The following is a 26518-nucleotide window of genomic DNA, read 5'->3' on the forward strand; positions in this document are numbered from 1 at the left end:
TTTTTTGCAAAGGTTAGCGTTTAAATAAATATATTTTTATTTATATTTATTATGAAATACATAAATATAATTTATGAATTATACCTTGCATCAACTTCGAATATTCTCTGAAATTGTTGAAAAACAAAGCATTACAAAGGCATCGGAGGCACTTTATTTGACGCAACCAGCAGTATCCATACAGCTGAAAAATTTTCAAGAACAATTTCCAATTCCCCTCACCGAAGTAGTTGGCAGGAAACTTTTCATCACGGATTTTGGAAAGGAGATCGCACATTCGGCAGAGCGTATTTTGGAAGAAGTGGACGGAATAAACTATAGAATGCAATCCTTTAAGGGGAGATTGGCAGGGAGACTCAAAATTTCCGTGGTCTCTACAGGGAAATATGTAATGCCCTATTTCCTATCGGGATTCATGAAGGCCAATTCTGGAGTGGATTTGGTTATGGATGTGACCAACAAATCAAGGGTGGTTCAAAGCTTGGAAAACAATGAAGTGGATTTTGCCCTGGTTTCAGTCTTGCCCGATCACCTAAAGCTCAATAAGGCCAGTTTGATGAAAAATGTGTTGTATCTCGTGGCCAACCCCAATCATTACCAAAAAATATTGCTTTCAAAAAAAATGTTCGTCAAGGATACGCCTTTGATTTTTAGAGAGCCCGGATCGGCCACACGTGCCGCAATGGAAGGATACTTGCAAAAATCAGAAACTATGGTGGGCAAACGTATTGAACTTACCTCCAACGAGGCGGTTAAACAAGCTGTAATAGCAGGTTTGGGCTGTTCCATTATGCCACTGATCGGGATAAAAAATGAACTAAAGGAAGGTACATTGAAGATTTTCCCCAAAAGATATTTGCCTATTAAAACGACCTGGAATTTGGTTTGGCTGGCATCCAAAAAACTATCTCCAGTGGCCCATGCCTTTCTGGATTATTTGGAAAAAGAGAAGGCCAAAATTATTAATAACGATTTTGACTGGTTTGAGAAATACTAGTCAAGGTGTACAATTGGTGATTTGTATGGTGCTATAGATTTTTAAATGTTGACCTTCTTTTCTTGCTTTTAGAATTAATTCCGTGATTTCCTGCTTGGTTTCCCTAAGCTTTTTAATGCGTTTTTCGGAATTGACATAGATTTCGGAGCTCGGGTCCATTGCGTTTAGCATTTGAACCGAGTGGAACTTGATCTTGTCATTAAGCAATGAAAGCAGAATATCCGCTGCCTCAAGTGGAGAAAACTGTCCATCAATCAGTAGATGGGACGTATTTGCCTTGTCCTCAATCCCATCTGAACTGGATTTGGACCACAATTTCTGCCACTTTTTCATCATAGGATAACCCTTTAACGTACAATAGCCGCTTTGCCCTTTTCTGGGATCATCTTTAATTCTCCAGAAGCTACAGCCTTGTCAAAGTCAGCAGTCATGGTTTTGTAAATTCTAAAAAACTTCTTGCCGTCTTTGCGCTTGAAAGTCACCTTGGGCTCCTTACCATTAAAAATTTCGGTGACGGTAACGGTGGTTTTGTTTAAGGTTGACAAATCTGCAATGCCCCCTCTTTTGATGATAAAGTTCTTACGGGGAACATCCACAAATTTGTAGTGGCTGCCCGAAGGATTTCCCAGAATAATCTCATCGCCAATTTCAATTTGATCCACATACCGTTCTTGAGCTTGCATGCCCACACAAATAAATGTGAAGGCCAAAGTGCAAATAAATTGTTTCATATCAGTCAGATTTACAATTAGTTCTTAGCCGTGCTAACGTACCAAAATGGCTTTGATGGTAGGTTTAAAACCGTAAAAATTTCTACCGTCTTCCCGCCGCAAAACCACTTGAACACTCCCGTCAGCCATGGTTTCCATTTGATCCACGGTTACTCGATGTCCGTGGAAATTGAGCTGTAAACCAAATCCCGACGAAGAATTCAAGGAATTCTCCACAAGTACCATTTTGGAGTAAGGGATTTCCAACAGCTTCCCATGTTCAAAATCTCCACGACTTTCAGTAAAGTGCATTACCTGCATATTAAATTGATTTTGCTGTGCACTGCCAGCATAACCAAAAAGAAGCAGGCTTATTAAAGGTAATAATCTTTTCATAGCAATTTATTTCCCATTTTTTTCAAGTTAAAGATAGAATTAATCGCCATAAAAACATAAACACTATTGTTAAAGAGTGTTAAACGATTATAATTTAATAGTATTACTTTTATTTTTGGAATCAATATCAAATAATGCAAAGCTTATGGAGCGGTTAATGCAATCAATCAAAATTGGAATAAACGAGAAAATCTATCTAAAGGACCCTGAATCTTCGGATTTGGGAAAAAGAATCGTGGAGCGGAGTATTTTAATGATTCATGAAATGGGATTTGAAAGTTTCACCTTCAGAAAACTTGGGGAGCAAATTCAATCCAATGAAAGCTCGGTGTATCGGTACTTTGAGAACAAACACAAATTACTGCTCTATTTGGCTTCTTGGTATTGGGGTTGGTTGGAATATAAAATGGTCTTTGCCACCAATGGCATCCCTAATCCTACAGAGAAATTAAGAAGGGCTATTGAAATCCTAACCCAAACCGTTAAAGAGGATGTCACCTTTTCACATGTCAATGAGGTGCTGCTCAATAAGATTGTAATCAATGAGTACTCCAAATCCTATTTGACCAAGGAGGTGGATCAGGAAAACAAGGAGGGCTACTTTGTTATTTATAAAAGATTGGTACAACGTTTACACGAAATGATTATCACAGTGGATATGGAATATCCCTACCCTTCAAGTTTGGCTAGCACCATTTTGGAGGGGTCATTGCACCAGTATTTCTTAAAGGAGCATTTTCCCAATCTTACAGATTGTGATGACAATGTTACCCCCACGCAATATTTTACCGATTTAGTTTTCCGCACTTTAACGCCTAAAGCATGACAGAAAAAGTTCTAACCGCCTGGCAACGCCTAATGGGGTTACTGGCATTGGATAAAAAGGACATACTTCAAGTTTTTTATTACGCCATATTTGCCGGGGTGGTCAACCTATCACTTCCGTTGGGGATTCAGGCCATTATCAATTTGATCCAGGGAGCACAGGTGAGCACCTCGTGGATTGTTCTGGTGATTTTGGTCACCCTGGGTGTGGCCTTTGCAGGTACCTTACAGTTAATGCAGATGCGTATCATAGAGAACGTACAACAAAAGATTTTTACCCGTTCCTCTTTTGAATTTGCCTACAGATTCCCAAAAATTAAGATGAACGAACTCAGGAATTACTATCCGCCGGAGTTGGCCAACCGTTTTTTTGATACCCTCACCGTTCAAAAAGGATTGTCCAAAATACTTATTGATTTTCCAGCCGCCTTACTTCAGATTGTATTTGGTTTGTTGCTGCTTTCGTTCTACCACCCGTTTTTTATTCTCTATGGTCTGCTTTTGGTATTGCTGATTTATGTGGTCTTCAAATTTACGGCGCAACGGGGTCTTGATACCAGCTTGGACGAATCAAAAAACAAGTACAAAGTTGCTCACTGGATTCAGGAAATTGCCCGATCCCTGGTAAGTTTTAAACTTTCAGGGAAAACCACTCATGCCGTTGACAAGAACGACACTTTGGTGGCAGATTACTTGGATGCCAGGGAAGGACATTTTAGGGTATTGGTCCTACAGTTTATCCAAATGATAGGATTTAAGGTACTGGTTACCGCAGGATTATTGTTGATAGGAGGATTACTGGTATTGAACCAGGAAATGAACATCGGTCAATTTGTTGCCGCTGAGATCATCATCATTTTGGTGATCAGTTCTGTGGAAAAAATGATTTTGGGTCTTGAGACCTTTTACGATTTACTGACCTCCTTGGAAAAATTGGGGCAAGTTGTGGACAAGGAATTGGAGCCACAAACCGGGGAGAAACCTTTTGGCGAAGATGAGGGCTTTGTTTTGGAATTGGATGAAGTGTCCTATAATGTTCCGGAAAGGGACAAAAAGATTGTGGACAATGTTTCCATGACCATAACCCCGTCATGCACCATTTTACTTCAGGGATCCAGTGGGTCTGGAAAGTCAACATTACTTCGCTTGATTGCAGGTATTTTGGAGCCTGACGAAGGAAAAGTTTTTGTGAACAATGTGGCCTTGCAGGGAATGAACCTCAATTATTATCGATCACATTTAGGGCAATCCCTCAGTGAAGAAAGTCCATTTGAGGGCACTTTATTGAACAACATCACTTTTGGGAATTCATCCATAAGTAGGGATGATGTGTATTGGGCTCTTGAAAATACAGGTTTGACCCAGTTTGTCAAGGAACAGCCCCAAGGATTGAATACCATCATTTATCCGGAAGGGCGGCAGATTCCCTATGCCGTTTCCAAAAAGATAGTCTTGGCCCGAAGCATAGTTAGAAAACCCAAATTATTGGTTCTCAAAGACCCACTGGACCAATTTGGTGAAGCAGAGGCGGAAAAAATAATGGATTTCTTAACAGATCCAGTGAATGGATGGGCCTTGGTCATTGTAAGTGAAAATCCAAAATGGACACAGCGATGTGGCAGAATCATCACCATGGAAAAAGGAAAATTGATCAACGAAAGATAGAAGCATGCTAAATATATCACCCAACAAGTTAAACGAAAAGGTAGATTTGAGTGGATACAAGGCTGCCCAAAAAGTCTTTGGAAGAAAGCACAACAAGCATTTCAACCGCTTGCTGGCCGTATTCTCCATTATAACCTTGATCGTAATGTTCCTGCCCTGGACGCAGACCATATCAGGAAAGGGATATTTGACCACCTTAAAACCAGATCAACGTCCGCAAACCATCCAGTCGCCTATACCAGGCCGTATTGAGAAATGGTATGTACAGGAAGGGGATTTTGTGCAAAAAGGAGATACAATTCTTCATATTTCCGAAGTCAAGAGCGAGTACTTTGATCCCAATTTGGTGGCGCGAACAGGTAAGCAGATCAAGGCAAAATCCATGGCGGTTACATCCTATCAGGAAAAGGTAAAAGCCCTGAACCAGCAAATTGCCGCACTTAGTACAGAGCGTCAACTGAAATTGAAACAGGCTCAAAATAAATTGGTGCAATCCCGGCTAAAGGTGCAGAGCGATAGCATAGATCTGGAGGCGGCCAAAACCAATATTGCCATTGCCGAGCGTCAGTACAACCGAATAGCCGAGCTGGAAAAGGAGGGCCTAAAAGCACTGACCGATGTGGAGGAAAAAAGGTTGAAATTACAGGAGACCCAGGCCAAGCTGATCTCCCAGGAGAACAAGCTTTTGACCAGCAAGAATGAGGTCATCAACACCCAAGTTGAGATCAACAGAGTGCAAGTGGAGTACACGGACAAAATTTCCAAGGCAAGGAGCGATATGCTCACAGCCCAATCCAATCAGTTTGATTCCGAAGCGCAGGTGACCAAGCTTGAAAACCAGTATACCAATTATGAAATCCGTAATAGCATGATGTACATCAGGGCACCCCAAAGCGGATTCATCAATAAAGCTTTGCAATCTGGAATTGGGGAGACCTTTAAGGAAGGGGACCGGCTGGTGGGCATTATGCCCGCGCAATATGACATGGCCGTGGAGACCTTTGTGGAACCCATAGATCTTCCTTTGATCCATATTGGGGAAAAGGTAAGAATACAGTTCGACGGCTGGCCTGCCATTGTGTTCAACGGTTGGCCCGATGTTTCCTTCGGGACCTTTGGAGGTAAGGTGGTGGCCATTGAGACTTTTATCAGTGACAATGGCAAATACAGGGTGCTTCTGGCCCCTGACAATGAGGACGGAGAATGGCCAGAGGCTTTACGCGTAGGCTCTGGAGCCAACACCATTGCCCTTTTGAATGATGTGCCCATCTGGTTCGAATTATGGAGACAGCTCAATGGATTCCCACCCAATTATTATCAACCGCAAAACAATGTTGCCGATGCTGGTAAAAAATAGTCCTAAATTTTATATGTGGATTTGCCTGTTTTTCACCCTTGGCGCCCAAGCCCAAGAGTATAATCCCGTGCTCGATTTTGGAGAGTATCTGGGGTATGTGAAAAAGTACCATCCCATTGCCAAGCAGGCGCAGTTGAATATTGCCATAGGTGAGGCCAATTTAATGCGTGCAAGAGGTGGTTTTGACCCTAAAATTGAAGTGGATTATGATAAAAAGGAATTCAAGGGCACGGAATATTGGGATCGTTTAAATACCACCTTCAAGATTCCAACTTGGTTTGGAATTGAGCTTAAAGGAAATTACGAGCAAAACGAAGGTATCTTTATAAATCCGGATGAAAGCGTTCCCATGGACGGACTTTACAGTGCTGGGATATCCATGTCTTTGGGTCAGGGATTTTGGATCAATGATCGTATGGCCACCCTGCGTAAGGCCAAGTTCTTCAGGGAGCAATCCAAGGCTGACCAAGATCTTCAGGTGAACGGAATTTTGTACAAGGCTTCCTTGGCATATTTCGATTGGTTAAGGGCTTATTTGGACTATAATGTCTATGATGATTTTGTAAGAAATGCCGATGTGAGGTTGGATGGTATTAAACGGCGGGCTATGGCCGGAGATATGGCCATAATTGACACCGTTGAAGCCAAAATTGGGCTTCAAAATCGGGTTTTGGGTCGGGAGCAGGCCAAGGTGAAACTTATGAAAGCTTCCTTGACATTATCCAATTTTCTGTGGATCAATGATGTTCCTGTTGAACTGCAACCCGAAGTTATTCCGGACGTTCGGGTAGCCTCAAAAATTGATGCAACATTACAAATTGCGGGTCAAGGATTGGATAGTTTGATCTTGGAAAACCATCCCAAGTTACGTTCGCTTGAATTCAAGATTGATGGAATTGAAGTGGATAAGCGTTTGAAGGCTAACAAATTGTTGCCTAAATTGGATGTGGAATACAATTTTTTGACGGAATCACCGAAACAGATCAATTCGTTTATCACGGATGATTTTAAAGGTGGCGTGACCTTTAGATTCCCACTCTTTCTAAGAAAGGAAAGAGGAGAATTGAAGCTTGCAAAATTCAAGCTGAGGGACGTACAATTTGAGCGGGACAATGCCCAAGTGGAGCTATTGAACAAGATTACCGCATTATATCAAGAGCTGGATTCCTACGTCTTGCAGAATCAACTCATAGTGGACATCGTTACCAACTATGTGAGTCTGCTGAATGCGGAGGAAAGAAAGTTCTCGGTTGGGGAAAGTTCCGTATTCTTGATCAATTCAAGGGAAAGCAAACTGATTGACGCACAGCTAAAGCAAAATGAACTACAGAATAAATTCTTTTATGTTAAAGCAAAGCTCTTTAAAAGTTTGGCCATCAATCCCATTGAGTTATAAATTTTAGTCATGGCACCTAAAAAAAGCATATTGGCAGTACAGGGAAGCAAAGGGGACTCCAAACGATTATTGAAGGATACATTTTTCATTTTGATGGGGATTTTTGCTGCAGCTTTTGGCTTGGAAAGTTTCCTTTTGCCCAATGTTTTCATAGATGGGGGAGTAACAGGGATTTCTCTGTTGGTTTCTGAAGTGACCGCTGTACCCTTGTGGATACTGATTGTCCTTATTAACCTGCCTTTTATTTTTATGGGGTACAAGGTCATTGGTAAACAATTTGCCTTGAAGACGGCGGTGGCCATTTTGGGGTTGGCACTTACCTTGGTTTTAATCCAATTTCCAGAGGTTACACAGGATAAATTATTGGTGGCTGTTTTTGGTGGATTCTTCCTTGGGGCTGGAATTGGACTATCTATCAGAGGGGGAAGTGTTTTGGATGGTACAGAGGTCTTGGCCATTTTTTTGAGTAGAAAATGGGGTGTCAAAATTGGGGATATCATCATTCTGGTCAACGTCATCATTTTTCTTGCTGCTGCGTATTTACTTTCCATTGAATCTGCACTTTATTCCATGCTCACCTACTTGGCTGCCTCCAAAACCCTGGATTTTGTAGTGGAAGGAATTGAAGAGTATACCGGGGTAACCATTATTTCAAAAAGAAGCGAGGAGATTCGTAAAATGATTGTGGAGAAAATGGGTCGTGGTCTTACCATTTATGAAGCAAAGGGCGGATATGGAAGCCAGGGCGAGCAGAATGAGTACAACGTAATTTATACAGTGATCACCCGTTTGGAGATTCGAAAATTACACAGCGAGATTGATAAAATTGACAACTCGGCCTTTGTGGTGATGAGTAGCATAAACGATACCCGTGGTGGTATGGTGAAAAAGAGATACCTCGATTCTTAGCAATACCAAAATTGTTGCCTTTCTTTAGGATTGAAACAAGCTTGTAAGTTTTTAGTCCATTTTCCAACCAATGACAAATATCAGATTTTTAGTCTCTTATAGGGACTATTTTTGAAGCAAAAAAAGGAATGGAAGTAGCGGAAGCAAAAATACAGAAGAACACTTTGGAACTTATCCAAGAAGGAATTTCCAAAGGCATGGAATATGGGGAGTACCGTAGCTTGGTGGAGCAATTGGCAAAAAATGGACAAACCACGGGGCCGGAGCAGTTGGAATCCCTAATCAATTATACGGAACTCAACGACCGCCGGATGAAACGGTGGGACAAGACCATCAAAATATCTGAAGAAGCGCAGCAGCGGATTGCAAAAGTGAAGTCCAAACTTGTTTTTCTGGTTTTAAGTGAAAGCTGGTGTGGGGATGCCGCACCGAGTCTCCCTGTTATGAACAAGATTGCAGCGCTAAACCCGAATATCGAATTTAAAGTCGTGCTTCGGGATGAGAACCTGGATTTAATGAATCAATTCCTGACCAATGGCTCACAATCCATTCCAAAACTTATTGTTTTGGATAAGGAGGCTAATGCAATAGTTGGGGAATGGGGTCCTAGACCCAGCATCGCAACCCAGATGGTGGAAGACTTCAAAAAAGAACACGGAACATTGACATCCGAATTCAAGCAAGATCTTCAGGTTTGGTACAACAAGGACAAAGGGCAAAACACCTTAAACGATTTGCTTGATTTACTTCCTTTGGAATAGATAAGTAATCGTTCCAATCTGTGAATTCTTGGAATCTGGACTAAACCGCGCCTTTAGCGCATAGGTAATGGCATTTTCAATGAGGCAGTAGTTTGTGGTGCCGGAACTGCTATCATTAAAATCAGCTTCTGTAACATAACCGTTATTATCCACTTTTATATTGATGACCACCTTTCCTCCTTCAATACAGGTGTAAATGGGCGGAGGTAGGGAATAGGCATTTCTATCAACCAATGAAAATGAAATGGAAGTGCGTCTATCCTTTAAGTAATTGGTGAATTCTTCCTTTTGAGCCTCCCTTTCTCCCAGAAGCTCCTTTTTTTCCTCCCGTTTTGCGGCCAATTCCTTCAGCTGGTTGGCAAAATCGCTGTCCGCATCTGAAAATTCGCCCTCCTCACTGTTCAAGGCACGCTCTTCCATGAGTTCTTCCAGGGTTTTTAGAGGTTCGGGGTTGCCTATGGTGGGTTTGGCCGTTTCATTAAAGGCCATATGGCTTTTTATGGGTTCGTTGTTGGCCAATTCTTCCAAACGTTCCTCTTCTTCCTTCAGCAACTCCTCAATATCTTCATCATCCAAACTCATTTCAATAACATATTCTTCTTCTTGCATCCCGCCCAAATGAATGTTGAAAAGCAACAAAACGATAATGGACATGGAGAAAAAAGTTATTAAAAATGATAACTGGTTCCTGTTCAGATTCATGGTCTTATTATAACCGCTTTTTTTCAAAATTATTTTACACCAAAGGTTGCCGAAACTACTGGAATCGGGAAAGAAATTTATCCTTCCATTCCAAGATTTGTCTTGAAAACCATTGGTGTGACGGAATTATCTACGTTAAAATCACCTATTTTGGTTCTTCTCAATGCGGAGAGATAGGCCCCAGACTGTACGGATCTGCCATAATCATGGGCAATGGATCGGATATAGGTACCCTTGCTACAAACAATTCTGAAGTCCACATGTGGCATACGGATTTTGGTTATTTCGAAGGTGTGGATTTCAACTTTACGGGATTTAATTTCCACTTCCTTTCCTTCCCGAGCAAATTCGTAAAGCCGTTTACCATCTTTTTTTAAGGCGGAGAATACAGGGGGCACTTGGTCAATTTCACCCAGAAAGCTGGTTGTGGCTTCATAAAGAAGGTCATCCGTAATATGATCCATGGGAAAGGTTTGGTTTACTTCAGTTTCCATATCATAGGAAGGGGTGGTGGCACCCAAAGTAAAAGTCCCAGTATATTCTTTGATCTGTCCTTGGAGCTCCGGAATTTTTTTGGTGAACTTTCCAGTACAGATAATCAATAGGCCTGTGGCCAAAGGATCCAATGTACCGGCGTGGCCAATCTTTATTTTTTTTAGGTCAAATTTCTTCCGAATGGCCCACTTCAAGGCATTCACCGCTTGGAATGAACTCCACTCCAATGGCTTATCAATGAGCAATATCTGCCCGTTTAAGAAATCTTCTTTGGTTTTCAATTCCCTGTAATTTTTTGGGACTAAAGGTAAGAATCGTTATGGAAAGGCTATCCCCAAATGCTCCAAGCAATGGCAATAAGACCTATGATCAAACAATAAATGGCAAAATAGGTAAGCTTACTTTGCCGTACCAATTTGATCATCCAGGTACAGGCAGCCAAACCAGCGATAAATGCGGCAATAAAACCGGCTCCCATGGCAACGGCTTGGTCCCCCGCAAAATCTATCTCGCCACTTAAGATGTCTTTGGCCATTTTCCCCAAGATCAATGGTACGACCATCAAGAAAGAAAATCGAGCTGACTTGGACTTGTCCACACCCAAAAGAACGGCTGCGGAGATGGTTGCCCCACTTCTGGAAATACCGGGTAAAATGGCAACGGCCTGCGCCATACCAATCACAAAGGCACTGCGGTAGGACACACCCTTGTCCGTAGTCTTGGCCAAATCGGCCAAATATAAAAGGATGGCGGTAATCAATAACATGATGCCCACAATAATGATGGCCCCATCAAAAAAGACCTCTAGAAAATCCTCCAAGAAAAAGCCAACAAGCGCAGCTGGAATCATAGAGATGATAATTTTCAGGGAAAATTGGGTTTCCTCATTCCATTTGAACTGAAAAAGCCCCCGAATAATTTCCCATACATCTTTTCGAAAAACAACGATAGTACTCAGTGCTGTGGCAAAATGAAGCACCACGGTAAATAACAGACTCTCCTCTGGAAGAGATTCCGCGCCTAAAATGGCTTTGCCCAATTCTAAATGTCCACTTGAAGAAACAGGTAAAAACTCGGTAAGTCCCTGAATGATACCAAGGATAATCGCATCGATTAACTCCAAACTATTTTTTGTTTTTGTTAGGGTTCAACAAAATGGCATAGACCTGTATTCCAAGACCTATGAGCACCAAAGTGGGTGCCAAGCGTATTCTTCTAAAGCTGTAGATATCGGGATTGAAAACATTGGGGTCGTCGCTGCCACCACCGCTCATCAAGATAAACCCAAGGGCAATAAAAGCCAGACCTATAAAGAGAAACACATAGTTTTTCTTCTGGAAGATAAAAGGTCTGTTCGCGTTTGTTGCTTTCTTATTTTTCTTACTCATATTGTAAAGTTAATAATAAAGATCGTCCGTTCTCAGATTTAAGAACCGTTGGGTGGCAATATGGGTGCTGCCCCAAGAAATGATGACCCCCAAACCAAAGACACCTCCAAATAAAAGGACCAGAACCAGTACGTCCTGGAATATATTCAACTCAGGGAAATTTGTATTCACATAATACAGAACCACTCCCAAGGCGATCAGCGCCAAGGTGGCTCCCAACATCCCCAATCTGATGTTTTGCCAGATAAAGGGTTTTCTAATAAACTTTTTCGTGGCCCCAACCATTTGCATGGTTTTGATAATGAATCGTTTGGAATAAATCGATAGCCTTATTGAGCTGTTGATTAACAAGACCGCTATAGCGGTAAACACAGCACTGGCCACCAAAATCCAAATACTGATTTTACGGGCATTATCATTGAGCAATGAAATCAATGGTTTGTCATAGCTCACCTCTTCCACATAGGTTTTGGTATTGATGTCTGATGCAATTTCCTCTATCTGGGTGGGAGAAACAAAATCTGCTTTGAGGTTGACGTCTATCGAATTTTTTAGCGGGTTATAGCCCAAAAATTCCACGAAGTTCTCCCCAATATCCTCGCTGTACTGTTCCGCGGCATCTTCTTTGGAAACATAATGGGCGGATTTTGTATAGTCTGCCAAGGCCAAGCTTTTTTGCAATTGCTCAATTTCCACAGCTTTGGCATTGTCCTTTAAGAATACGGAAATGGTGATTTGTTCCTTAAAATGATCCCCCAGTTTTTTGGTGTTCAAGACCAATAGTCCTAAAACCCCTACTAAAAATAGCACCAAAGCAATGCTCAAAACCACGGAAAAGTATGAGGAAATTAGCCTTCTGCGCTGATATCGTTCAATATATTGGCTCATATGGGAAAATCAGTATGTAAAAATAGAAAAGTAAATCGTAATTAGGGGATTAAAGCTATTTTTGCAATTCGAAAATGACGCGTAGACCATGGATTACAATTTCAGGGAGATAGAAGCCAAATGGCAAAAATACTGGGCGGAGAACCAAACGTTCAAAGCTTCCAACAATTCCGACAAGCCCAAATACTATGTTTTGGATATGTTTCCTTATCCATCTGGGGCCGGATTGCATGTTGGACACCCCCTGGGATATATTGCCAGTGATATCTATGCCCGTTATAAAAGGCACAATGGGTTCAATGTGCTGCATCCCATGGGCTACGATTCCTTTGGTCTTCCTGCGGAGCAATATGCCATACAAACAGGTCAGCATCCTGCCATTACAACGGAAGCCAATATCAAAAGATATAGGGAGCAGTTGGACCAACTTGGGTTTTCGTTTGATTGGAGTCGTGAAGTGCGAACATCGGACCCTAAATATTACAAATGGACCCAATGGGTTTTTATCCAGTTGTTTAATTCTTGGTACAACAAAACATCCGATAAGGCCGAAGATATTTCCACTTTGGTTTCCATCTTTGAGAAAGAAGGGAACACCAAAGTCCAGGCGGTTTGTGATGATGATGTACAAGCATTTGAAGCTCAGGATTGGGCCGGATTTTCGGATAGGACCAAACAGAAAATACTTTTACAATATAGATTGACGTATTTGGCGGATACCGAGGTGAACTGGTGTCCCGCATTGGGTACGGTCTTGGCCAATGATGAGATTGTGAATGGGGTTTCGGAACGTGGGGGACACCCTGTGATCCGTAAAAAAATGACCCAATGGAGCATGCGGATTACCGCTTATGCCCAACGTTTGTTGGATGGATTGGACACCATTGATTGGCCCCAACCGCTAAAGGATTCTCAGATCAATTGGATTGGTCGTTCTGAGGGCGCGCATGTCGAATTCAACGTACAAAACGAGGATTACAAAATTGCGGTATTCACTACACGCCCAGACACCATATTTGGAACCAGTTTTATGACCTTGGCTCCTGAGCATGAACTGGTCGAGAAGATTACCACAGCAGAACAAAAAGCGGAAGTGGAGGCCTATGTGGAAGCCACGGCAAAACGTTCCGAAAGAGATCGGATGGCCGATGTAAAGTCCATTTCTGGGGTATTTACCGGAGCGTATGCAGAGCATCCGTTTACCAAAGAACCCGTTCCGATCTGGATTGGGGACTACGTCTTAGCCAGTTATGGAACCGGAGCCGTTATGGCCGTGCCTTGTGGGGATCAGCGGGATTACGATTTTGCCCAACATTTTGATATTCCCATTCCCAATATTTTTGAAGGAGTGGATATTTCCGAAGAGGCTTTTGCCGATAAGGCCAATACCATTATTGGCAACTCTGACTTTTTGAACGGACTGAATTTTAAGGAAGCCACAAGAAAGGTCATTGACGAATTGGAAAAAATTGGACAGGGAGAGGGTAAGATAAACTATCGTCTTCGGGATGCTGTGTTTAGTAGACAACGCTATTGGGGGGAACCTTTTCCGGTCTATTACGTGGACGGAATGCCCCAAATGATTGCTGATGAGCACCTGCCCTTGGAACTCCCCGAAGTGGAAAAGTACCTGCCCACAGAAACTGGGGAACCACCTTTGGGCAATGCTACGCATTGGGCGTGGAATACTGAATCCAATACGGTGGTGGCCAACGAATTGATCGATGACAAAACGGTTTTCCCACTGGAGTTGAACACCATGCCAGGTTGGGCAGGGAGTTCCCAGTATTTTAACCGATACATGGATCCACAAAATAATGAGGCTATCTATTCAAATGAAGCAATTGGCTATTGGCAGGATGTGGATTTGTATATAGGAGGGAGCGAGCATGCTACGGGTCACCTGTTGTATTCCCGTTTTTGGCAAAAGTTCTTGTTTGACAAAGGGATTGCCCCCAAAAAGGAATATGCCAAGAAACTGATCAACCAGGGTATGATTACAGGGACAAGTGCCTTTGTTTACAAGGATATGGATTCCAACACACTTTATTCCAAAGGATTGACCAATGGGAAAAATGTGATTCCAATCCATGCTGATGTTTCCTTGGTGAATGCTTCGGATGAATTGGATATTGAAGCTTTCAAAAAATGGCAACCCGATTATCAAGATGCGGAGTTTATCTTGGAAGATGGGAAATATATTGTGGGTCGGGAGATTGAAAAAATGTCCAAATCCAAATACAATGTGGTCAACCCCGATAATATCTGTGAAGAATACGGGGCAGACTCCTTGCGACTGTATGAAATGTTCTTGGGCCCCCTGGAGCAATCCAAACCCTGGAACACTGCTGGAATAACAGGAGTGCATTCGTTCCTAAAAAAGCTCTGGAAGTTGTATGCAACCATGGAGGAAGCTGTGCAACCCACAGCAGACAACCTCAAAACCCTACATAAGACCATCAAAAAGGTAGAAGAAGATATAGAGAACTTCTCTTTCAACACTTCGGTGTCCACTTTTATGATCTGTGTGAATGAGTTGACTGCACAAAAGTGCAAGAGTAAGGCCATATTGGAACCTTTGGCTATTTTGGTATCACCTTATGCCCCTCACATTGCAGAAGAGTTATGGGAAAAATTGGGACATCAAGAATCCATTTCAACAGCTGCATTCCCCAAATTTGATGAAAAGCATTTGGTGGAAAACAGCAAGGAATATCCCATTTCCTTTAATGGCAAGATGAGATTTAAGCTGGAGTTGCCATTGGATATGGGAAAGGATGAAATAGAGGCGGTGGTTATGGCCCATGAAAAAACCCAGGCCCAATTGAACGGCCGGGAGCCCAAGAAGGTGATTGTTGTGCCGGGCAAGATTGTAAATATTGTGGGTTAAACATAGTTCTGGATAACCCATATCCTAATAACCAATAATGGATACCATTGAAATCATTGGGTTGGTCGCCGCCAGCCTTACCACCAGCGCCTTTGTACCACAGGTGTACAAAACGTGGAAGACCAGATCCACCAGGGACATCTCATTTACCATGTATAGTGCGTTCCTTATTGGAACCATACTTTGGTTGTACTATGGGATTTACCACAGCAGTTTGGCCATTATTTTAGCCAATGCCGTTACCGGTATTTTGGTGGTGTGCATGCTGGTTCTCAAACTACGGCACAAATAATTTCCTTTTAAGCCTACGTACATTTTGTCAGTAAATTGACAGCTTTTTGGATTGGCTGGATTTTTGCTTTAGAGTTGATATCTTTATAAGACTAAAACAGGAAACTATGATGACATACTATATATTGATCGGTGGAATAGCTTTGATCAGTTGGATTGTAAGCAGCCGATTAAAAAGCAAGTTTAAGCAGTACTCCAAGGTGCATCTTCGAAATGGAATGAGTGGAGCGGAGATAGCACAAAAGATGTTGGATGATCACGGCATCCGCGATGTGAAGGTTATTTCCACTGCCGGAATGTTGACAGATCACTATAATCCCAAAAACAAGACCGTAAACCTAAGCGAGGGGGTGTATAGCCAAAGAAACGCTGCCGCTGCTGCGGTAGCAGCCCATGAAGTAGGCCATGCGGTGCAACATGCACAAGCTTACGAATGGTTGACGATGAGGTCCAAACTGGTTCCCGTGGTAAGTGTTACCTCAGGGATGTCTACATGGATTGTGTTTGGAGGTATAGCCCTTATGGCGGCCACTGGCGCAGCAGGCGGAATAGGATTTTATATTGCGGTTGCGGGCTTGGTGATGATGGGAATGGCCACCATTTTCAGTTTTATCACCCTGCCGGTGGAATATGATGCCAGTAACAGGGCTTTGGCCTGGTTGAAACAAAAAAACATGGTGAGCCAACAGGAATATGCTGGGGCTGAGGACGCCTTGAAATGGGCGGCAAGAACTTATTTGGTAGCAGCTTTGGGAGCCTTGGCTTCCTTGGTGTACTGGGCTTTCCAAGTGTTTGGCGGAAGGGATTAACCTTTTATTAAAGCATAAAATAAAAAACGGAGCCATTTGGCTCCGTTTTCTTTTTGGCAGATTATTTAGTTAATTGATCCAATTCCCCACATGATCATCAATTACTTGTAATCCTACACCTTCGGTGCCGGTCACTGCGATCATATCAAGAATATCACGGATCGTGTTTTCTTCTTCCACCTGCTCCATAACGAACCAGTCCAAAAATCTTTCGGTAGTAAGGTCACCTAGTTCTCTGGCTTTCATCACAATATTGTGAATGGATTTGGTCACGGCAATTTCATGATCTAAAGTGTGCTCAAAAACATCTACAATGGAGGAGTAGTCGTGATTGATATTGGTCACTTCCGGAGAATAAGGACTTCCGCCTGCATCAATCAAAAAATTGAATATTTTCATCATATGCTCGCGTTCTTCCTCGGCCTGTTTGAAAAAGAACTTAGCGCTGGTAAAAAAACCATTTTGTTCGCACCACGAAGCCATGGCCAAATAGGTGGCCGAGGCATGTGCTTCCATCTTGATTTGGCTGTTGAGCAAATCCATGGATTCTACCTTTATGCTCATTGCTTGTCTAGCTATATCTTTCATCTTAATAGATTTATCGTCAATAATTCATTATCCTACTATAAAAGTATGGAAATTAAGCTAGCTAATGGGCCAAGTACTTTATTTATAAGGAGTTTTAGATTGAATAAAAATAAGCAGCACTAATCTATATGGAGAGCGCTTCTGAATTGGCGGATACCCCAAGCAAAACAAATCCCTGGTCAACAAGTGATTTTAGATCCAACACCTCCAAGGTATTGAGAATAAAGAGGTGTTCTTTGTTGCAGAGTTGCAAAAGTTCAAAGCCGTGTTTGTTCAGGTCACTGTCAAAGTGGTCTTCAATGGGGATGGACAGTACTTTATGTCTAAGAGCCAATAGTTGACAAAAGGACATCTTTACAGTCTTTTGCACAAAATCGATATAAAAGCAGCGTTCGCTTTCAGATTGGTACAATGTATAATATGTGGATTGGTACACTACCCTCATGGAAGAGCAAAAGTAATCTTTATTTAGATTGAATACAAATACTTCTGTATGAAGTGCATTTTCCTATCACCAACTACGGCTATAGGCGAGCACAATATAAGCATGGGATTTGGAGCTGGGGGTTTCTGCCGTATTATATCGAATTCCAACGCGGTAATCATGAACATCAAAGCGATGGTTGAAATCAAACCCAATACGGAAGAGGCTGTTCTTTGGAATGCCCAATACAGGCGAGTTGTCACCAAACAAATTACCTTCTATCAAACCATTGTAAAATACCTGCTTGTACATGAACCTTAGGGCGAAGTAGATTTCCCTGGCGTTACTGCCCAAGCGGTTAAATGCAATGCTCTTACCTATCGGATTCCGCCTGCCAAAATGAAAAATGGCCTCACTACTGGCATAAATATCCCTAGATCCAACGGCCAATTTTGGTTGTGCGGCCAACCTGATGCCAAAAGGGTTGGGAGCAAGTTCCCATTCCTTGGTATAGGTGAAATATAGATTGGTGTGAAAACTATTGTGTAGTTCCTCCACCCAAATGGGCGAATCTGAAATGGCAATGGCCCTGTGGTACCAGCGTTGCAGTCCTCCCGCTCCAGAATCAGGCCCCACAAAACCTAAAAGGGACTCCAATTCAAACAGCTGATTTTGCTTGCTTAGCGACCAGTTGATCCAAATTCCCGAAAACCCTGCATAAGGCCTATCGAATACATTTGTATTGGTGCTTTGGGTTTGGGATGGTGTATAGACTTCTTGCCCAAGTTTGAAACCAAGTTGTTCATACTCGCCAAAAATCCCTTTTGATAACAACTTTTGATACGAGATAAATAGCCCGGAAGAGTAGTAGCGGTCTGTCAATGCCAGGAAGTCATTATCATGCTGCACCTGTATTTGGTGCGAATAAATCATGGGATCATAACTACGCTGGGCATATGAATAGAACATGGAGAGTCCCAATAAAAAAGCAAACAAAAATTGTTTCATGAATGACCTAAATGGAAATCTGTCTGTCGATTTGCTGGTGGAGTGAAATAAAAGTTTCTGTTCGGGACACTCCTTCAATTTGTTGGATTTTTTTATTGAGTACAGTCATCAAATGCTCATTATCCTTACACAAAACTTTAATGAGGATGGACCAATTTCCAGTTGTATAGTGGCATTCCAGTACTTCAGGGATTTTTTCAAGCTCTTTTACAGCTTGCGGATTGGACATGGCTTTATCCAAGAAAATTCCGATGTAGGCCATGGTCGTGTACCCCAATACCTTTGGATTGATAACGAATTTGGAACCCGACAAAAGTCCCGAACTTTCCAGTTTGCGAAGACGCTGGTGAATTGCTGCCCCGGAAATGCCAATACTTCTTGCAATTTCCAAAATAGGCTTGCGCGCATCCTCCATCAAAAACCTTAGGATTTTTTTATCTATACCGTCAATCTTAACGGATTTGTTTGTGTTTCTCATCAAAAGCTTCTTATTCGAAACTAAAGATACCTAAAAACAACAAAAGCCTAATTTCCTATAGAGTCTGGATTATATCCTAAATAGGGCACTTGGTATTCGTTAAAATGAATGCCATAGGATTTGAGTTCTTCAAGTATGGGACCATATACTTCCTTGGCAATGGGAATTTGAACCCCAGGAGTGACAATTTTTTTGTTTAGTATTTGCAGCGCTGCCATGGCAACGGGCAAGCCCACTGTCTTGGCCATGGCGGTGTAGGTCTGATTCTCACCAAGCACTACCATATTGGCATCCAGTTGCTTCTTTTTGCCGTCCAGCTCGTATCCAAATTTGTGATACATCACGATCATATCCTTTTCGTCAGGGTTCAAGGTCCAGCTATCTTCCAAAATGTACTGCAGCATTTGGGCCGGAGTGGCATTTTTCAACGGGATTTTCTTGGAATCATCAAACAGATTGAGTTCCAGTAATTTTCCCCATCGGATGTCATCTTGATCTATTTTGAGATAATGACGCAACTTCAGTTCCACCGAATCTGTGGGCGAATAAGGAAGGAAAAGGTTCACAAATTCGCGGTAAGACATCCCTTCGGAATTCTCAACCGCATAAGTATCGTCCGTCATGCCCAGCATCACAAAGATGTGCCATGCCTTGGAGAAACCAACGCGCCGCATGGTGCCCCTAAAAAGCGTCAAGGCATCTTCTAAACCATAGGCCTCCCGATACTTGAGGGAATCTCTATTGGGATACACCTCAAAATCCCCATAGCCTTCAATTTCGACCAACTCTGTTCTTCTAAAAATTTTCTGATATGGAATGTATTTATAGGTTCCCTCTTGGATGAACTTTGCTGCACCACCTTGGGCTGCCACCACCACATTTCTTGGATTCCAGGTGAACTTATAGCTCCAAAGGTTAGAGTCGTTTTCCGGGGCAACCAGACCTCCGGTAAAAGATTCGAACAACAACATTTTTCCACCCTTGTCCCTAATCCGGTCTATCACCTCCATTGCACTCATATGATCAATGCCGGGATCCAAGCCAATTTCGTTCATGAAGACCAGTCCATTTTTCTTGGCTTCGGGGTCCAGAGCTTCAATTTCCTTGCTGACATAGGAAGCAGTGACCAAATGTTTTTTGTACAGGATACAATCCTGGGCAATTTTGATGTGCATACTAGGCGGCAGCATGGAAATTACCAAAGAGGAGACTTCAATGGCTTTTTTTCTGGCATCATCATTAAGGATATCCAGTTGAATAACATCGCAATTGGGATGGGATGCGATATCAGCTGGAATATTTTCTGGACGTAGATCGCCAATAATCAACCTAAGTTTCTCCTCTGTTGATTTTTTAAGCAGATAATCCAACAAATACGAAGTAGACTTGCCGGCTCCAACGACCAAAATAGTTCGGACCATACGATTTGGTTACTTTTGATTAAAACGGCTACTAAGGTATCAAATTGTTATATTTCTAAAAAAACATAGTTATAAAGTTATGAACAGAACAATATTGTTGGGTGGAATTGTAATGGGTTTATTGGCCATAGTATTGGGTGCTTTTGGTGCCCATGGGCTGGAAAAATTAATATCAGTAGATGCCGTGGGAAGTTTTGAGACCGGGGTGCGCTATCAAATGTACCATGCCCTTTTGCTTCTTTTTTTGGGGACATGGAATGCATTGGATCTTAAAAAGCAAAAAACGGTTTTCAGGCTGGTTGTTATCGGTGTCATTCTCTTTTCAGGTTCCATCTATTTGTTGTCAATTAATAGTTTGGTTGCTTTTGACTTCAAAACCATTGCGCTGTTGACGCCTTTAGGGGGCACTGTTCTCATCTTTGCCTGGGGCTTTCTAGGGTATTGCATTTTAGCTAAAAAATAAGGGAATTAATCACAAAATTGGTTTGGTAGCAGTTAGATTTTTCTAGCTTTGTACCAATTTTAAAACATCAAAATGGATACCTATACACCAGTTACGAAATCGATTTCGTTAAAGCAGTATGGAATAGCGCACAACAATGTGCATTATCAGTTGTCTCCCAATGAGTTACACGGGTTGACGATAGAAAAGAAAATGGGAAAGGAGGCTTCTTCAGGGGCCTTGGCGGTCAATACGGGAGAGTTTACCGGTAGGTCACCTATGGACCGTTTTATCGTTAAGGACAACATCACCGAGGAAAAAATCTGGTGGGGAAACATCAACATCCCATTTGAACCGGAGAAATTTGACAAATTGTATGACAAGGTCATTAATTATCTTAACGAAAAGGAGCTTTTTGTTCGGGATTGTTATGCCTGTGCGGAGGATGACTACAAGCTCAACATACGGGTAATAAACGAGTATCCTTGGTCCAACATGTTTGCGTACAACATGTTTATAAGACCAACTGCGGAGGAATTGGAATCCTTTGACCCTGAATGGACCGTGGTAAACGCACCGGGCTTTATGGCGAATGCAGAAATTGATGGAACAAGACAACATAATTTTGCCATTCTCAACTTCTCAAGAAAAATTGCCCTTGTTGGCGGAACCGGATACACTGGAGAGATCAAAAAGGGAATTTTTTCTGCATTGAACTTCATTCTACCGGTCTTTAAAAATACCTTACCAATGCATTGCTCTGCCAATGTTGGGGAAGATGGTGATACCGCTTTATTTTTTGGCTTGTCCGGGACAGGGAAGACTACACTTTCCACGGATCCCAACCGTAAACTGATTGGAGATGACGAGCATGGGTGGACGGCCCAAAATACCGTATTTAATTTTGAAGGCGGATGTTATGCCAAGGTCATTGATCTTTCTGCGGAGAAGGAACCTGAAATCTATGGAGCCATTAAGCAAGGTGCCATTTTGGAAAACGTGATTTTGGATGATCAAGGAGTTGTTGATTTTGCAGACACTTCCATCACTCAGAATACCAGGGTTAGCTATCCCATTTATCATATTGAGAATATCCAGCAACCTTCCATAGGAAAGAATGTGAAGAACATTTTCTTTTTAACTGCCGATGCTTTTGGGGTTTTGCCTCCCATTTCAAAATTGACTCCCGCCCAGGCGGCATACCACTTTATTTCCGGATATACGGCAAAAGTGGCAGGAACCGAAGCTGGTGTGGTTGAGCCACAACCTTCTTTTTCCGCTTGCTTTGGAGCTCCTTTTATGCCATTGCATCCTGCGGTTTACGCAGAAATGTTGAGCAAGAAAATGCAGGAATCAGGAGTGGACGTTTGGCTTATCAATACGGGATGGACCGGAGGTCCTTACGGAGTGGGCAAACGGATGGAGCTGAAATATACCCGAGCCATGATCAGTGCAGCTCTAAGTGGGGAGCTGGGTCTTTATAGCTATGATAAATACCACATTCATTCCGTTTTTGGGGTTGCACAACCAAGGGAATGCCCAGGTGTGCCTACCAGCGTACTAAGTCCGCGGGCAACCTGGAACGATGATGAGGCTTACTATAAAACAGCCTTTAAACTGACCAATGCTTTTCGGGAAAACTTTAAGAAGTTTGAGGCCTATGCCAGCGAAGAGATAAGACGGGGAGGCCCGCAACGATATACCTTTTAAAAGAAAAAGCCCCGATTTATCGGGGCTTTTTTATGCTTAGATATAGTAATCTTCTATTTGTTCACACTGGTAATGTACTTCTGAAGCGCCATGGTCATGGATGGCGTTTCAGGAGTAGGTGCCTGAATGTCTATTCGAAGACCAGCTTCAGTGGCGGCCTTAACGGTGCTATTTCCAAATACCGCAATGCGGGTATTTTTTTGTTCAAAATCGGGGAAGTTTTTCAATAGGGATTCAATACCCGATGGGCTAAAGAATACCAAAACATCATAATAAACATCCCTAAGATCGGAAAGATCACTGATGACCGTTTTGTAAAAAATTCCTCTTTTCCAATCCACTCCCAATTCATCAAGGGCTTGTGGAACAATCGCTTTTAAGGTATCCGATGAAGGTAAAAGGAACTTTTCGTCCTTGTATTTTTTGATAAGGGGAACCAATTCAGGAAAGGTTCGCTTACCTACATATATTTTCCGCTTGCGATAAACCACATACTTTTGAAGGTAGTAGGCCACAGCCTCTGACTGACAAAAATATTTCATGGTATCTGGCACCTTGAATCGCATTTCCTCAGCTATTCTAAAGAAATGATCCACAGAATTTCTGCTGGTCAAGATGATAGCGGTAAAATTGTTGAGATCAATTTTCTGCTGCCTCACGGTCTTTGCCTGAACTCCCTCAACATGAATAAAAGGTCTGAAATCTACCTTTACTTTTTCTTTTTCGATGAGTCGTGAATAGGGGGAATTTTCTATTTTGGGTTCTGGTTGGGAAACCAAAATTGTCTTTACTTTCATAAGCTTTCAATCTTTTAGATAGCTTCCAACTATTACTAGGGGCGCAATTTCGAGTGTGCAAAGGTACAAAATAAAATAGAAAAAGTGGGAAATTATGACTTTTTGATGGTTCTTCATCAGCTTGAAGATTCCTATGGCATTAATGGAAATAATTAAGATTAATGCCGCATAAATAGCAATCTGGGAGTCCTTATATATATACACCAAGGCAATATTGGCTACAAACATGACCAAACTACTGTGGTTGAGGTAGGAAGTTTTGTTGAACAGTAAATCAATGACCATTCCCTGGGTATTAAAAACAATCCCCTTCCCTAGTTGCAGCAACAGTTTTATTAACTGAAACAACAGCACACCACCTAATATGATGAAGAAACTGTACAGATAATCTTCCGGAGCCATTGGGTAAAAGGCCTTTTGTGCCAAAAAGAGGAACAAGGATAGATTGATCAATTGAAAAATCGTCAATAAAATATGGAACCAATTCAAGAGCCTCCCCTTTTTATTATTCAGGACCACGTACTTGTTGTTGAACGGGAGTATCATAAAATTCAGGAACTTGTTTTGGAACAGATATTTTCCCAGGGCAAGTACCATCATGCTAAAAAATAGCACCATGGTCATCCAATCCAATGATTCAACCGTTTTGCTAATGGGTTCCATCTTCAATCTTTATGGGAGTTCCATTCAGTCCGGGGATTAGGCTTCCGTACCCCAAACCAATCCTAAAATAGCCCGCATTTTCCAATTTTTCGGACTTTGGGAATTGAAATTTATAATAAGCCGTATCCTTCGACTTAAGGATTGTTTGTTGTGGGTTTATAGCTTCTACGTTAAGTGGTACGCTACCCCTAACCTTCTTGTAAACATCCGTATAGGCCATAGCATAATTCAAACTGTCCAAGGCAACATCAAAGGGATAGGGATTATAAACCTTTAGATTCCATTCCCCGTTGTCAGTGTTCTTTTCCGAAATGCAAGCCAATTTGCGAAGGGAATAAAAATCATCCATAAACACCCCAAAAAACTGGGTTCCCTTTGCGTTGAGGTACGAGAAATCACCACTTTTACGATACATGGATACCATGGCAATATTTTTACCCCTCATCCTTTCTTCGGAACCGTCAATGGAATACTGATTTTTTCTGTAGAAGGCATTGTTCAAGGAAAAAGAAGGTTTTCCAGTATAAAACTCATACATGGGAGCTCTGCGATAAGAATTTTCAAATACCACAAAGGCATCCCCCAATTTGGAATCCAGATCGTTTACCCAAGCCTTGTTTCCATGGGCTTCATAAACCAAAGGTAAAAGGGGCTGATGGATCAACCAGGCCCTGGCATAGAACATTAAAATGGCACTGGCAATGCCCATTCTAAACATCCATTTTCGGCTTTGGGCATTTTCAATCAAATGCTTAAAGGCAATGATGGCCAAGGGAATGGAAATGATGATCACCCATTGGGTCTGTACCCTACGGTTAAAACTGGATACAAAAAAGAACAGGATAACCCCATAAGTTAGAAAACGAAGGGCCTTTGAAAATTTATCGGAATCTTTATCCTTGATCAATGCAAAGTATACCCAATAGAACAAGAGGCCAAAAATAGCCACGAGATTAAGGAAGTATCCCAATGTAAATTTTTCAAAAGAATAGGCTTGATTGGGCCTTTCAAAAAGATGGTATTTAATGGAAACAAAGTCGTGCTCAAACAACCACATAAAATGCGGTACATAGCACAATAGAGCCACAACCACGGCCAACCAGGCTTTTCCGTTGAACACCAGTTTTATGTTCGACAGAAAAACAAAGAGGATGACCAAAACGGCATGGTACTTACTGTACATCAAAGCTGCCATGACCAGGCCTAAAGCAATGGTTGTCCAATAAGTGGGGTTTTCCAGAAACTTTTTATACAGCAGCAGAAACAAGGCCGTAAAGAAGAGCAACGGAGTGTCCGGCAGGGTAAAGAAACCATAGGCGTTCATCAAAGTCATGGAGAACAGCAGCAAAAAGAAGTGCCATACATACTCCTTTTTCTTGGGATGATCAATGGCTGACCATAGCACTACATAGGTGCCAACCGATAGCAGGCAACTCATGAAACGAACCCCCAATTCGCCATCAAAGAACCAACTGCTAATCTCAATCAGGAAGGCCACCATGGGCGGATGGTCAAAATACCCCCAATCCAAATTTTGGGCATAATACCAATAATAAGCCTCGTCAAAAATGAGTTCCGTGAAGGATGCTTGAATGAGATTGAGAACAAAAAGAGCGGCCAGAAGAAGATAAAACAACCTGGGAAACTTTTGGGTCATCAATTGGAGTTTAGATGGGCCAAAGGTACAAATAAAGGTAAATACCTTAATTGGAACAGTGCTAAAACTGTAGCCTTCCGCTAAGCAGAAAAGCTTATTTTTGCACTCTAATTGTGCGCTAATGGTAGATGGCATTGTGATCATACCCACCTTCAATGAAATTGAGAACATTGAGGCTATCATAAAAACGGTTTTTGATCTTAAAAAGAATTTCCATGTTTTGGTGGTTGACGATAATTCCCCTGATGGCACCGCACAAAACGTACGCGTACTTCAAGAGCAATTTCCTGAGCGCTTGTTCCTGGAAGTCCGAAAAGAAAAGTCAGGACTGGGAACAGCCTATATTCATGGTTTTAAATGGGCCTTGCAAAGGGATTACGATTATATTTTTGAAATGGATGCGGATTTCTCCCATCGCCCCGCCGATCTTTCCCGATTGCACAGAGCCTGTTTAAATGGGGCAGATGTTGCGATTGGATCCAGATACAAAAAAGGCGTCAATGTTGTTAATTGGCCCTTGTTCCGAATCTTACTCAGTTATGGGGCCTCCTTCTATGTAAAAATCATCACAGGAATGAAGGTGCATGACCCCACAGCCGGTTTTGTTTGCTATCATAGAAAGGTGTTGGAAGCCATTGATTTGGACAAGGTGCGATTTATAGGCTACGCCTTCCAAATTGAAATGAAATACCGCGCCTATCTCAAAAAATTCAAGATTGAGGAAGTCTCTATCATATTCACCGATCGTGTCAATGGTAAATCCAAGATGAATTCTTCCATTGTCAGGGAAGCCATTTTTGGAGTGATTGCCATGAAGTTCAGAAGTATATTTTTCAAAAAGAGTTTTTAGC

The 26518-nt window shown here is 42.0% G+C and carries 29 protein-coding genes; 13 read left to right on the forward strand and 16 right to left on the reverse strand.

Features of this window, described 5'->3' with window-relative positions; translation table 11 throughout:
• Nucleotides 1-73 precede the first annotated feature (73 nt).
• Nucleotides 74-997, forward strand: coding sequence for a LysR substrate-binding domain-containing protein (locus ACRHOZ_RS09965; protein ID WP_431125207.1), 924 nt, complete (start codon nt 74-76; stop codon nt 995-997).
• Here ACRHOZ_RS09965 and ACRHOZ_RS09970 read toward each other — a convergent pair whose 3' ends face one another.
• The 3 genes from ACRHOZ_RS09970 to ACRHOZ_RS09980 are packed head-to-tail and all read right to left on the reverse strand — an operon-like array spanning nt 998 to nt 2103.
• Nucleotides 998-1333, reverse strand: a complete 336-nt coding sequence (locus ACRHOZ_RS09970; protein WP_431125208.1) for a hypothetical protein — start codon at nt 1331-1333, stop codon at nt 998-1000. It lies immediately after the preceding gene.
• A gap of 11 nt (nt 1334-1344) precedes the next feature.
• Complete coding sequence (locus tag ACRHOZ_RS09975; protein WP_431125210.1) at nt 1345-1728, reverse strand: hypothetical protein; 384 nt, start codon at nt 1726-1728, stop codon at nt 1345-1347.
• A 33-nt stretch (nt 1729-1761) separates the two neighbouring features.
• Complete coding sequence (locus ACRHOZ_RS09980; protein ID WP_431125212.1) at nt 1762-2103, reverse strand: hypothetical protein; 342 nt, start codon at nt 2101-2103, stop codon at nt 1762-1764.
• 145 nt (nt 2104-2248) lie between these two features.
• Here ACRHOZ_RS09980 and ACRHOZ_RS09985 point away from each other — a divergent pair, with 145 nt between their 5' ends.
• From ACRHOZ_RS09985 to ACRHOZ_RS10010, 6 genes are all read left to right on the forward strand, one after another.
• Nucleotides 2249-2929: a TetR/AcrR family transcriptional regulator gene (locus ACRHOZ_RS09985; protein WP_431125214.1), complete on the forward strand. Its 681-nt coding sequence runs from the start codon at nt 2249-2251 to the stop codon at nt 2927-2929.
• On the forward strand, nt 2926-4593 hold the full coding sequence (locus ACRHOZ_RS09990; protein WP_431125216.1) for a peptidase domain-containing ABC transporter: 1668 nt from the start codon (nt 2926-2928) through the stop codon (nt 4591-4593). Before ACRHOZ_RS09985 ends, ACRHOZ_RS09990 begins: the two co-directional genes overlap by 4 nt.
• A gap of 4 nt (nt 4594-4597) precedes the next feature.
• The gene (locus tag ACRHOZ_RS09995) at nt 4598-5950 is read left to right on the forward strand and encodes an HlyD family secretion protein (RefSeq protein ID WP_431125218.1); all 1353 of its coding nucleotides are present in this window, start codon (nt 4598-4600) and stop codon (nt 5948-5950) included.
• Nucleotides 5934-7346 carry a TolC family protein gene (locus ACRHOZ_RS10000; RefSeq protein WP_431125220.1) on the forward strand — a complete coding sequence of 471 codons (1413 nt, stop codon included), beginning with the start codon at nt 5934-5936 and terminating at the stop codon, nt 7344-7346. The genes ACRHOZ_RS09995 and ACRHOZ_RS10000 overlap by 17 nt, the downstream gene beginning before the upstream one ends.
• A gap of 9 nt (nt 7347-7355) precedes the next feature.
• Nucleotides 7356-8255 (forward strand): YitT family protein, encoded by a 900-nt coding sequence (locus ACRHOZ_RS10005; protein ID WP_431125222.1) that lies wholly within the window; start codon nt 7356-7358, stop codon nt 8253-8255.
• A 128-nt stretch (nt 8256-8383) separates the two neighbouring features.
• Complete coding sequence (locus ACRHOZ_RS10010) at nt 8384-9016, forward strand: thioredoxin family protein (RefSeq protein ID WP_431125223.1); 633 nt, start codon at nt 8384-8386, stop codon at nt 9014-9016.
• Here the strand turns inward: ACRHOZ_RS10010 and ACRHOZ_RS10015 are convergent.
• The 5 genes from ACRHOZ_RS10015 to ACRHOZ_RS10035 form a co-directional block, all read right to left on the reverse strand.
• Nucleotides 8999-9718 carry a hypothetical protein gene (locus ACRHOZ_RS10015; protein ID WP_431125225.1) on the reverse strand — a complete coding sequence of 240 codons (720 nt, stop codon included), beginning with the start codon at nt 9716-9718 and terminating at the stop codon, nt 8999-9001. The genes ACRHOZ_RS10010 and ACRHOZ_RS10015 overlap by 18 nt on opposite strands.
• A 77-nt stretch (nt 9719-9795) precedes the next feature.
• Nucleotides 9796-10494 (reverse strand): tRNA pseudouridine(55) synthase TruB, encoded by a 699-nt coding sequence (gene truB / locus ACRHOZ_RS10020; protein ID WP_431125227.1) that lies wholly within the window; start codon nt 10492-10494, stop codon nt 9796-9798.
• Between the two features lie 47 nt (nt 10495-10541).
• Nucleotides 10542-11336, reverse strand: a complete 795-nt coding sequence (locus ACRHOZ_RS10025; RefSeq protein ID WP_431125229.1) for an undecaprenyl-diphosphate phosphatase — start codon at nt 11334-11336, stop codon at nt 10542-10544.
• A 1-nt stretch (nt 11337) separates the two neighbouring features.
• A complete protein-coding gene (locus ACRHOZ_RS10030) occupies nt 11338-11601 on the reverse strand; it encodes a DUF3098 domain-containing protein (RefSeq protein ID WP_431125231.1) in 264 nt (87 codons plus the stop codon).
• Nucleotides 11602-11610: 9 nt separating this feature from the next.
• A complete protein-coding gene (locus ACRHOZ_RS10035) occupies nt 11611-12489 on the reverse strand; it encodes a cell division protein FtsX (protein ID WP_422349260.1) in 879 nt (292 codons plus the stop codon).
• An 88-nt stretch (nt 12490-12577) separates the two neighbouring features.
• On the opposite strand from ACRHOZ_RS10035, the gene leuS reads away from it, so the two are divergent.
• The 3 genes from leuS (at nt 12578) to ACRHOZ_RS10050 (ending at nt 16479) form a co-directional block, all read left to right on the forward strand.
• Nucleotides 12578-15379 carry a leucine--tRNA ligase gene (gene leuS, locus ACRHOZ_RS10040; RefSeq protein WP_431125234.1) on the forward strand — a complete coding sequence of 934 codons (2802 nt, stop codon included), beginning with the start codon at nt 12578-12580 and terminating at the stop codon, nt 15377-15379.
• A gap of 37 nt (nt 15380-15416) precedes the next feature.
• Nucleotides 15417-15671, forward strand: a complete 255-nt coding sequence (locus ACRHOZ_RS10045) for a SemiSWEET family sugar transporter (RefSeq protein ID WP_420401067.1) — start codon at nt 15417-15419, stop codon at nt 15669-15671.
• Nucleotides 15672-15777: 106 nt separating this feature from the next.
• Nucleotides 15778-16479: a zinc metallopeptidase gene (locus ACRHOZ_RS10050; protein ID WP_420401066.1), complete on the forward strand. Its 702-nt coding sequence runs from the start codon at nt 15778-15780 to the stop codon at nt 16477-16479.
• 69 nt (nt 16480-16548) lie between these two features.
• Here ACRHOZ_RS10050 and ACRHOZ_RS10055 read toward each other — a convergent pair whose 3' ends face one another.
• The 5 genes from ACRHOZ_RS10055 to ACRHOZ_RS10075 all read right to left on the reverse strand — a co-directional run bounded on the left by ACRHOZ_RS10055 (nt 16549) and on the right by ACRHOZ_RS10075 (nt 20398).
• Nucleotides 16549-17067 (reverse strand): ferritin, encoded by a 519-nt coding sequence (locus ACRHOZ_RS10055; RefSeq protein ID WP_138837569.1) that lies wholly within the window; start codon nt 17065-17067, stop codon nt 16549-16551.
• Nucleotides 17068-17191: 124 nt separating this feature from the next.
• Entirely contained in the window at nt 17192-17419 is a 228-nt protein-coding gene (locus ACRHOZ_RS10060) for a hypothetical protein (RefSeq protein ID WP_431125237.1), read from the reverse strand.
• Nucleotides 17420-17578: 159 nt separating this feature from the next.
• Nucleotides 17579-18499 carry a lipid A-modifier LpxR family protein gene (locus tag ACRHOZ_RS10065; protein ID WP_431125239.1) on the reverse strand — a complete coding sequence of 307 codons (921 nt, stop codon included), beginning with the start codon at nt 18497-18499 and terminating at the stop codon, nt 17579-17581.
• 7 nt (nt 18500-18506) lie between these two features.
• Nucleotides 18507-18977, reverse strand: a complete 471-nt coding sequence (locus ACRHOZ_RS10070) for an Lrp/AsnC ligand binding domain-containing protein (RefSeq protein ID WP_138837573.1) — start codon at nt 18975-18977, stop codon at nt 18507-18509.
• Nucleotides 18978-19024: 47 nt separating this feature from the next.
• Nucleotides 19025-20398: a saccharopine dehydrogenase family protein gene (locus tag ACRHOZ_RS10075; protein ID WP_431125241.1), complete on the reverse strand. Its 1374-nt coding sequence runs from the start codon at nt 20396-20398 to the stop codon at nt 19025-19027.
• 79 nt (nt 20399-20477) lie between these two features.
• Between ACRHOZ_RS10075 and ACRHOZ_RS10080 the strand changes: the two genes are divergently transcribed.
• Together ACRHOZ_RS10080 and pckA are read left to right on the forward strand one after the other, a co-directional pair.
• On the forward strand, nt 20478-20861 hold the full coding sequence (locus ACRHOZ_RS10080) for a DUF423 domain-containing protein (RefSeq protein WP_431125243.1): 384 nt from the start codon (nt 20478-20480) through the stop codon (nt 20859-20861).
• A gap of 72 nt (nt 20862-20933) precedes the next feature.
• On the forward strand, nt 20934-22550 hold the full coding sequence (gene pckA / locus ACRHOZ_RS10085; RefSeq protein ID WP_431125245.1) for a phosphoenolpyruvate carboxykinase (ATP): 1617 nt from the start codon (nt 20934-20936) through the stop codon (nt 22548-22550).
• A 53-nt stretch (nt 22551-22603) separates the two neighbouring features.
• Here pckA and ACRHOZ_RS10090 read toward each other — a convergent pair whose 3' ends face one another.
• Genes ACRHOZ_RS10090 through ACRHOZ_RS10100 form a run of 3 tightly spaced genes read right to left on the reverse strand, consistent with a single transcriptional unit; the run spans nt 22604 to nt 25667 of the window.
• Nucleotides 22604-23347 (reverse strand): uroporphyrinogen-III synthase, encoded by a 744-nt coding sequence (locus ACRHOZ_RS10090; protein ID WP_431125247.1) that lies wholly within the window; start codon nt 23345-23347, stop codon nt 22604-22606.
• Between the two features lie 6 nt (nt 23348-23353).
• The gene (locus ACRHOZ_RS10095) at nt 23354-24010 is read right to left on the reverse strand and encodes a DUF4271 domain-containing protein (protein ID WP_431125249.1); all 657 of its coding nucleotides are present in this window, start codon (nt 24008-24010) and stop codon (nt 23354-23356) included.
• Complete coding sequence (locus ACRHOZ_RS10100; RefSeq protein WP_431125251.1) at nt 23997-25667, reverse strand: ArnT family glycosyltransferase; 1671 nt, start codon at nt 25665-25667, stop codon at nt 23997-23999. The genes ACRHOZ_RS10095 and ACRHOZ_RS10100 overlap by 14 nt, the downstream gene beginning before the upstream one ends.
• Before the next feature lie 121 nt (nt 25668-25788).
• Here ACRHOZ_RS10100 and ACRHOZ_RS10105 point away from each other — a divergent pair, with 121 nt between their 5' ends.
• Nucleotides 25789-26517, forward strand: coding sequence for a polyprenol monophosphomannose synthase (locus ACRHOZ_RS10105; RefSeq protein ID WP_431125253.1), 729 nt, complete (start codon nt 25789-25791; stop codon nt 26515-26517).
• The last annotated feature ends 1 nt before the right edge of the window (nt 26518 follow it).

Source organism: Flagellimonas flava (assembly GCF_050617915.1).
GTDB classification, from domain to species: domain Bacteria; phylum Bacteroidota; class Bacteroidia; order Flavobacteriales; family Flavobacteriaceae; genus Flagellimonas; species Flagellimonas flava_A.

Coding starts and splice junctions, on each gene's coding strand:
- ACRHOZ_RS09965 (WP_431125207.1), top strand. CDS start 74: ATGAATTATACCTTGCATCAACTTCGAATATTCTCTGAAATTGTTGAA.
- ACRHOZ_RS09970 (WP_431125208.1), bottom strand. CDS start 1,333: ATGATGAAAAAGTGGCAGAAATTGTGGTCCAAATCCAGTTCAGATGGG.
- ACRHOZ_RS09975 (WP_431125210.1), bottom strand. CDS start 1,728: ATGAAACAATTTATTTGCACTTTGGCCTTCACATTTATTTGTGTGGGC.
- ACRHOZ_RS09980 (WP_431125212.1), bottom strand. CDS start 2,103: ATGAAAAGATTATTACCTTTAATAAGCCTGCTTCTTTTTGGTTATGCT.
- ACRHOZ_RS09985 (WP_431125214.1), top strand. CDS start 2,249: ATGGAGCGGTTAATGCAATCAATCAAAATTGGAATAAACGAGAAAATC.
- ACRHOZ_RS09990 (WP_431125216.1), top strand. CDS start 2,926: ATGACAGAAAAAGTTCTAACCGCCTGGCAACGCCTAATGGGGTTACTG.
- ACRHOZ_RS09995 (WP_431125218.1), top strand. CDS start 4,598: ATGCTAAATATATCACCCAACAAGTTAAACGAAAAGGTAGATTTGAGT.
- ACRHOZ_RS10000 (WP_431125220.1), top strand. CDS start 5,934: ATGCTGGTAAAAAATAGTCCTAAATTTTATATGTGGATTTGCCTGTTT.
- ACRHOZ_RS10005 (WP_431125222.1), top strand. CDS start 7,356: ATGGCACCTAAAAAAAGCATATTGGCAGTACAGGGAAGCAAAGGGGAC.
- ACRHOZ_RS10010 (WP_431125223.1), top strand. CDS start 8,384: ATGGAAGTAGCGGAAGCAAAAATACAGAAGAACACTTTGGAACTTATC.
- ACRHOZ_RS10015 (WP_431125225.1), bottom strand. CDS start 9,718: ATGAATCTGAACAGGAACCAGTTATCATTTTTAATAACTTTTTTCTCC.
- ACRHOZ_RS10030 (WP_431125231.1), bottom strand. CDS start 11,601: ATGAGTAAGAAAAATAAGAAAGCAACAAACGCGAACAGACCTTTTATC.
- ACRHOZ_RS10035 (WP_422349260.1), bottom strand. CDS start 12,489: ATGAGCCAATATATTGAACGATATCAGCGCAGAAGGCTAATTTCCTCA.
- leuS (WP_431125234.1), top strand. CDS start 12,578: ATGGATTACAATTTCAGGGAGATAGAAGCCAAATGGCAAAAATACTGG.
- ACRHOZ_RS10045 (WP_420401067.1), top strand. CDS start 15,417: ATGGATACCATTGAAATCATTGGGTTGGTCGCCGCCAGCCTTACCACC.
- ACRHOZ_RS10050 (WP_420401066.1), top strand. CDS start 15,778: ATGATGACATACTATATATTGATCGGTGGAATAGCTTTGATCAGTTGG.
- ACRHOZ_RS10055 (WP_138837569.1), bottom strand. CDS start 17,067: ATGAAAGATATAGCTAGACAAGCAATGAGCATAAAGGTAGAATCCATG.
- ACRHOZ_RS10060 (WP_431125237.1), bottom strand. CDS start 17,419: ATGTCCTTTTGTCAACTATTGGCTCTTAGACATAAAGTACTGTCCATC.
- ACRHOZ_RS10065 (WP_431125239.1), bottom strand. CDS start 18,499: ATGAAACAATTTTTGTTTGCTTTTTTATTGGGACTCTCCATGTTCTAT.
- ACRHOZ_RS10070 (WP_138837573.1), bottom strand. CDS start 18,977: ATGAGAAACACAAACAAATCCGTTAAGATTGACGGTATAGATAAAAAA.
- ACRHOZ_RS10075 (WP_431125241.1), bottom strand. CDS start 20,398: ATGGTCCGAACTATTTTGGTCGTTGGAGCCGGCAAGTCTACTTCGTAT.
- ACRHOZ_RS10080 (WP_431125243.1), top strand. CDS start 20,478: ATGAACAGAACAATATTGTTGGGTGGAATTGTAATGGGTTTATTGGCC.
- pckA (WP_431125245.1), top strand. CDS start 20,934: ATGGATACCTATACACCAGTTACGAAATCGATTTCGTTAAAGCAGTAT.
- ACRHOZ_RS10090 (WP_431125247.1), bottom strand. CDS start 23,347: ATGAAAGTAAAGACAATTTTGGTTTCCCAACCAGAACCCAAAATAGAA.
- ACRHOZ_RS10095 (WP_431125249.1), bottom strand. CDS start 24,010: ATGGAACCCATTAGCAAAACGGTTGAATCATTGGATTGGATGACCATG.
- ACRHOZ_RS10100 (WP_431125251.1), bottom strand. CDS start 25,667: ATGACCCAAAAGTTTCCCAGGTTGTTTTATCTTCTTCTGGCCGCTCTT.
- ACRHOZ_RS10105 (WP_431125253.1), top strand. CDS start 25,789: ATGGTAGATGGCATTGTGATCATACCCACCTTCAATGAAATTGAGAAC.